Raw genomic sequence first — 4,312 nt, 5'->3', positions numbered from 1 at the left:
TCGTTGTCGATGCACAGCACATGCAGTCCGGCCAGCGAAGCCGTCGCGCGGGCAGGAACCCTGGCGTCGATCTCGCGCCGCGGTTCCTGCACGGCCGCGACGGGCAGGATGACGGAGAAGCGCGTGCCCTTGCCAGGGTTGGAAAAGATCCGGATCTCCAGCCGCAGCACCCGGGCGATGCGGTCAACGATGGAGAGGCCGAGACCGAGGCCCTCGGCCTCGCGCGCGCCCTCGTCGAGCCGGGTGAATTCGCGAAAGACGGTGTTCAGCTTGTCGCCGGCGATGCCGATGCCGGTGTCGATCACCTGGATCTCGGCCAAATCGCCGCGCCGTCTGACGCCAACCAGCACGCGGCCGTGGCGCGTGTATTTGATGGCGTTGGAGACGAGATTCTGGATCAGGCGGCGCAGCAGATTGCGGTCCGTCGTCACTGTCAGCGATGACGGCATGATGGTCAGCGCGAGCTTCTTCTCGGCGGCGAGCGGCCGGAAGTCGTTGCCGATCTGGCGCAGCAATCCGTCGAGGTTGAAGGCGGTATCGTCCGGCTTCATCGCGCCGGCGTCGAGGCGGGAGATGTCGAGCACGGCGCCGAGGATGGTCTCGACCGATTCCAGCGAGGATTCGATGTTCACGGCGGCCTTGCCGGCAGGCCCTTTGCCGGCCTTCTCGATCAGCGAGGAGCAATAGAGCCGGGCGGCGTTGAGCGGCTGCAGGATGTCGTGGCCGGCGGCGGCGAGGAAGCGCGTCTTGCCGAGATTGGCCTCCTCGGCCAGCATCTGCGCCTGCGCCAGCTCCTCGTTGACCCGGGTCAGTTCGATGGTGCGGGTCTTGACGCGCTGCTCCAGCGATTCATTGGCACGCTTCAGCGCCAGATCCTGTTCGACGCGCCCGGAAATGTCGGCATAGGTGGCGACGATGCCGCCGTCCGGCATCGGGTTGGAGCGCAGTTCCAGGATGCGGCCCGAGGTTTTCAGTTCCATCTGCCATGGGCTGACGAAACTGGTCAGGCGGTTGAGCATGGCCACACGCTGATCGGCGGGGATGTCGCCGCGTTCGGCGAGATGGCGCAGGATGCGGTCGAGCGAGACGCCGACCTGGCCCATCTCGTCGGGCAGGTCGAACAGCGCCCGGTACTGGCGGTTCCAGCAGATCAGGCGGAAATCGCGGTCGAAGACGGTGATGCCCTGTTCCATCTGGTCGAGCGCGATCTGCAACAGGTCGCGGTTGTGCTGCAGCGCCTCGGTGGCGTCGTCGAGCAAGCGGAAGGCATCTCGGGATTCGCGGTCGTGGCGCCGAAACAGCAGCGACAGGATCAGCCGCGCCGAGGAGGAACCGACGGCGCTGGCGAGCAATTGCTCGGAGAAGCGGATGACGTCCATGCTCGCCTGCTCATTGCCGTGCAGCGAGGTTCCGTTGGTCTTTTCGAACGACTGGAAGGAGCGCTCGGTGCGCTCGACGCCGAGATAGCGCCCGATCGTGTCCTTGAGGTCGTTGACGGTGATGGCGGTGCGGAAGCGGCGCAGGCTTGGCATCGGGCCGGCATCGCGCGGCACGAAGATCGACGCCTGGATGCGTTCCAGCGGCACCGATGCGCGCGACAGCGAACCGAGCACGAAGAACACCGCGTTGAGCGACAGGCTCCACAGCACGCCGTGGTTCAGCGGTTCGGCGACGGTGCCGAACAATGCCTGCGGCCGCAGCGCCTCGAAGCCGAACAGCCCGTGCACGATGATGCCGGTATCAGGGGCGGCAAGCGATGGAAACAGCAGCGTGTAGCCCCAGACGAGGATGCCGGCGACCATGCCAAGTGCCGCACCCCGGCCAGTGGCGCCGCGCCAGATCAGCCCGCCGATCAGCGCCGGCGCGAACTGGGCGATGGCCGCGAACGACATCAGGCCGATCGACGACAGCCGCGCGCTGTCAGTGCTCTCGCGATAATAGAGGAAGGCGATGAACAAAAGGATGAAGATCGCCCCGCGCCGAACATTGAGAATGAGCGTCGACCAGTCCTCGGTCTCGGAGGTCGAGGTCTTGAGCAGGCGGCGCACGAACAGCGGAATGACGAGGTCGTTGGAGATCATGATCGACAGCGCCACGCTCTCGACGATCACCATCGCCGTCGCCGCCGACAGGCCGCCGATGAAAGCCGCCATCGCCAGCAAGTCATGGCCAGTGAACAAGGGCAGCGACAGCACGTAGAGATCGCTGCTGGTCCCGGTGCCGACCAGCGACAGGCCGGCAAAAGCGATCGGCAGCACGAACAGATTGATCGCCACGAGGTAGAGCGGAAACACCCATGTCGCGGTGCGCAGTTCGGCCTCGCCGCGGTTCTCGACGATGGTGACGTAGAACTGCCGCGGCAGCATGATGATGGCAAAGCCGCTAAGGCAAGTCAGCACCAGCCAGGTGGCGAGCGAGGTGTTGTAGCTCATCGCCTGCCGGACCTGCCCGTTCTGGGCGAGCTTGTCGAACATGTCGCCCGGGCCGCCGAAGATCAGGAAGGTGACCATCAGGCCGATCGCCAGGAAGGCGGCGAGCTTGACCACGGTTTCGACCGCCACCGCCAGCACCAGCCCGTCCTGGTGTTCGGTGGCGTCGGCGTGACGGGTTCCAAACAGCACCGCAAACAGCGCCAGGAGCATGGCGACGACCAACGAGATGTCGCTGACGAAGGGATCGAACGAAGGCGGCGATCCCGTATAGTGCTCGACCATCAGGCTGACCGAACCGGAGATCGCCTTCAACTGCAGCGCGATATAGGGCACCGCGCCGATGGTGGCGATCAGTGTGGCGATCGCCGCGACGGTGAAACTCTTGCCGTAGCGCGCGCCGAGGAAATCCGCGATCGAGGTGATCTTCTCGGTCTTGGCCAGCCGCACGATGCGGTTGAGCAGCGGGAAGCCGAACACGAAGACGAGCACCGGGCCCGTATAGATGCCGAGGAATTCGAGGCCGCGTTCGGAAGAGAGACCGACCGAGCCGAAGAAAGTCCAGGATGTGCAGTAGATAGCGAGGCTGAGTGCGTAGATGAAAGGCCGCCCCCGGCTCGGCTCGGAGATGGCCGAGCGGCGGTCGCCGAGGCTGGCGATGGCAAACAGCAGCGTCACATAGGCGACCGCGATGATGACGATGAACAAGCCCTGCACGCTTGGACTTTCCTCCTCTGCCGTCTTTCTATCCGGCTTGCCCGGACGCAATCACAGCTTGGCGTCCGAGTCCATTGCAGAGCTGTGTAGGACGGTTCTCAGACCGGCGCGTCGGTGTCGATGTCGTTATGGTGAAGATCGCCGCTGGGCGCCGTGGAAGATGCTGCCGACAATGATCTCCTCCGAACCCATACGATAGAGGATGATGTGCTTGCCATGGACGAACTGATGGGTCCTGCCTTCATAGAGCCTGCCCATATTCGGGTAATCGCCGAGCAACTCAAACACCGCGTCGAGTTCACGCAGATACTTTTCGGCCTGAGTGTGGCCGAAGTTTTCGAAGGTGTGTCGGTAAATGTCTTTCAGATCGCGTTCGGCGCGATGCGTTATCCTATGACGCATGCGGGAATTCGGCACGCGCTTCCCGAATAATGTCGTCGATAGACTTGTCGCTGACGGGGCTCTCAAAACCTTCGTCGATGGCCGCCTGAATCGCTTTCCGCTTCTCATCGGGCGAAAGTGCGTCGAACCAAGCGCGCTGCTCCTTTGTCGGAGCCGCCCACGGGTAAACGTCAATGCTGATGGTTTCGAGCATGTTCATGAGAATATTGTAGGCGAAAACGCCTATGATTGCCAGAAATTCAACGCTGCTCCTGCCGAACCGTGGGTCTCGAACAACTGAACCGGGGTCGGTCTCGGCGAGCAACCTAGCCGGCTCCCGGTAAGGAGAAACCGGTTGCTTTCTCCTTTTTGCCGATGTTGCGTCAGGAGGTTTTTGTTATGTTGTCTCAGGTCGATGTCGCAAGGACGGAAACGGCAACTCGGCCAGTCACGACAAGGAGGGTCGAATGCTGAAAGAATTCCAGGAATTTATTTCCAAGGGTAATGTGATGGACCTTGCGGTCGGCGTCATCATCGGCGCGGCCTTCGGCAAGATCGTCGATTCCCTTGTCAACGACATCATCATGCCGATCGTCGGTGCGATTTTCGGCGGATTGGACTTCAACAACTATTTCTTCGGATTGTCCTCAGCCGTCAACGCGACCTCGCTGGCCGATGCCAAGAAGCAGGGCGCGGTCTTTGCCTATGGCAGCTTCATCACCGTGGCTCTGAACTTCCTCATCCTCGCTTTCATCATCTTCCTGATGGTCAAGGCGGTGAACAAC

Annotated in this window: 4 protein-coding genes; 1 reads left to right on the top strand and 3 read right to left on the bottom strand. The window is 62.5% G+C overall.

The window, feature by feature from the left end; translation table 11 throughout:
* The 3 genes from EN893_RS20740 to EN893_RS20730 form a co-directional block, all read right to left on the bottom strand.
* Positions 1–3,146 (bottom strand): PAS-domain containing protein (locus EN893_RS20740; RefSeq protein WP_128361743.1); only part of this gene is annotated, 3,146 nt, incomplete at its 3' end.
* 126 nt (positions 3,147–3,272) lie between these two features.
* On the bottom strand, positions 3,273–3,548 hold the full coding sequence (locus EN893_RS20735) for a type II toxin-antitoxin system RelE/ParE family toxin (RefSeq protein ID WP_127268171.1): 276 nt from the start codon (positions 3,546–3,548) through the stop codon (positions 3,273–3,275).
* Entirely contained in the window at positions 3,538–3,852 is a 315-nt protein-coding gene (locus EN893_RS20730) for a hypothetical protein (protein ID WP_127268170.1), read from the bottom strand. Before EN893_RS20730 ends, EN893_RS20735 begins: the two co-directional genes overlap by 11 nt.
* 142 nt (positions 3,853–3,994) lie before the next feature.
* On the opposite strand from EN893_RS20730, the gene mscL reads away from it, so the two are divergent.
* The coding region (mscL, locus tag EN893_RS20725) for a large conductance mechanosensitive channel protein MscL (RefSeq protein WP_128361742.1) at positions 3,995–4,312 on the top strand (318 nt) is incomplete at its 3' end.

Origin of the sequence: Mesorhizobium sp. M7A.F.Ca.CA.004.04.2.1 (assembly GCF_004022825.1) — a bacterium.
GTDB lineage: Bacteria > Pseudomonadota > Alphaproteobacteria > Rhizobiales > Rhizobiaceae > Mesorhizobium.
This window is presented reverse-complemented; position numbering and strand designations above follow the sequence as displayed.